Here is a 2522-nt window from a genome sequence, read left to right on the forward strand (position 1 = left end):
CGAAAGTGGCGACCAACGACGGCAGTTGCGCGTGGATCAGGTCGCGACTGAAGTCGAACAGTCCCGCCTGGCGCATCGAATGCTCGAGCGCGTCGATCAGCGAGCCGATCAGCGGCGAGGCATCAGGTACACAGATATCCTCGAGCACCGGCATGTCGTGCAAGCCGAAGCTGCGGTAGATCGCCCGCATGTCGCGAATCACCGGGTTCTCGCCGGTGCCGGGCGCCGAGAATGCCGCCGCGAACAGGTGCCGTGGCAGCGGCATGCCAGAGGCGCGCAGATGCAGCGCCCAGACATAGGCCATCAGGGCGCCGGCGCTGTGGCCATAGATGGCGAAGGGCCGATCCAACTCGTCGCCCAGCACCTGCGTCAGCGTCGACGCCACGGTCCAGACGTCCTGCACCGGCCGCTCGCGCCAGCGATCGCCGCGGCCGGGCAGCTCGATCGGCCGCACCTCCACATTGGCCGGCAACTGCGCCTGCCATCCCTTGAACACCGCGCTCGACATGTGCGCGTATGGGAAGCAGTAGAGCCGGATCGAGGCATCCTCGCGCGACCGGCCCCGCAGCCAGGCATCGCGCCCGCGCGACCAGGGCTCGAACGAGCTGAACGGTGCATACGGCGCGGCTGCCGCAGTCGCCTCGACTGCCTCGACTGCCTCGGCCGAGATGGGCGCCGCGGCCGCCCGACCAGGCGCCGCGCCGCCGCCCAGCTGCTCGAGCAGCTCGCTCAGCCGCATCTGGAACAGGTTGCGGATCGTCACCTGGCGCTGGTCGAGCTGCTGCTGCAGCTTCATCAGCATCAGGGAATCCATGCCGAGTTCGAGCAGGGCGCGATCGAGCTCGATCTCGTCCGGCGCGCAGTCGAGCAGGCCCGCCACGATCGCGAGCAAACCCTCGGGCGTGAGCGCCTCGCCCTCGGCAATCAGCGTGTCGAGGCTGCGCGAAGCCGGCGTGCCGGCGCCGAGCCGCTGCAGCTCGGCACGCGCGCAATCGATCACTCTCGCGCCGCCGGCGTCGACCAGCGCCCAGGTGCTCGCGAAGCGCCGCGCCGCGCCGGGTTCGGCGTCGGGCTGCGCCGGCAGCAGCACACTCACCAGCCGGTAGGCGCCGTCGCGCGCGAGCGGCCCGCTCAGACGCACCTCCTCCATCGCGGTGGTCATGAACGGCGTCATGCCCTCGGGATCGGCCAGCAGGATCGAGGGCTGCAGGGCGGCGTCGATGAATCCGGGGTGCGCGCCGAGGCCGTAGTCGTCGCGATCGAACACGGGCCGCAGCGTGGCCACGCTGAAGCCGTCGTGGAAGCGGCATTCGCCGAGCGCCCGGACATAACCGCCGGCCGGGAACCCCATCTCGGCATAACGCTGGTAGAACGCGGCCTCGTCGTCGACCCGCAGCGGTATCGCGACACTGCTCAGGATCGATTCGACCCGGCGCGTGCGCGCATCTCGCGCCGCGGCCGGCGCTTCCAGGTCGACCAGGGCCTGCGCGGTGGTGATCCAGCCGGGTTCGTCGCCGGCGGCCGGCACCGCCGGCGCCTGGTCGGCCCGGTACTGGAAGGTCGCGCGGCGCAACCCATCGCCCTCGGACTCGAGCGTGATGCGCACGCGGGTATCGACATGGCTGGAGATCAGCAAGGGCAGCCGGAACTCGAAACGGCGCACGTGAACGCCCTGCCCGCCCTGGCCGAACAACCGATAGATCGCGTCGAGGTAAAAACCGACATGGAAATTGCCGGTATCGGCCAGGCCGGGCTCGCCCGGTCGCAGCAGGATCTCGACATGTTCGCGCACCGCCGACACCGGATGGCGCGTCTGCGCGAGGAAGGCTCGCGGCGCGTCGAGCGCGGGCGCCGCCGGCGTCCGGCGCATCGGCTCCGGCGGCCGCATCGCCTCAGGCTGTCGTTGCGCGCTTGCCGGCGCCGGCTCGGCGGCCTCCGCGGCTGTCGCCCCGGCGCGGCGGAACCAATAGGACTTCAGCTTGAGCCCGTGCGGCGGATAAGTCTCGGCGTAGCGGCGAGCGCGCTCCCACGGCGAGGCCGCGGCGCCTTCGTCTGCCGCCCCGGCATCGTTGTCGAAGGAGGTCAGCACCACGTGTCCATTGACGCCGCCGAAGCCGAACGAACTGACGCCGGCCACGCGCGTCGGGCCGCTCCAGTCGAGCGGTGCGCTGGGAAAGGTGAAGCCGGGCTCGGCCAGCTTGAGCAAGGGATTGACGCGCTGCAGATGGAGGTTGCCGGGAATCGTGCCCAGATGCAGGCATAGCACGGCCTTGATCACGCCAGCGATGCCGGCGGCCGGCTCGAGATGGCCGATATGGGTCTTCAGGCAGCCGAGCACGCAGCGTTCGGCGGCAGGCCGGCCCGGGTTGACCACGTTGCCGAGCGCCTCGATCTCGACCGGATCGCCGAGATAGGTGCCGGTGCCGTGCGTCTCGATGTAGCCCGCCCGCGAAGGCGCCAGCCCGGCGCGCTCGAAGGCGGCGCGGATCACCGCCTCCTGCGCGAGCCCGTTCGGCGCGGTC

At 70.9% G+C, this 2522-nt stretch carries 1 protein-coding gene; it reads right to left on the reverse strand.

From position 1 onward, the window contains the following. Positions 1-2491: thioesterase domain-containing protein (locus RZR99_RS32625; RefSeq protein ID WP_323123805.1), on the reverse strand; the 2491-nt coding region annotated here is incomplete at its 3' end. Positions 2492-2522 lie beyond the last annotated feature (31 nt).

The organism is Burkholderia alba (assembly GCF_034721475.1).
GTDB classification, from domain to species: Bacteria; Pseudomonadota; Gammaproteobacteria; order Burkholderiales; family Burkholderiaceae; genus Burkholderia; species Burkholderia alba.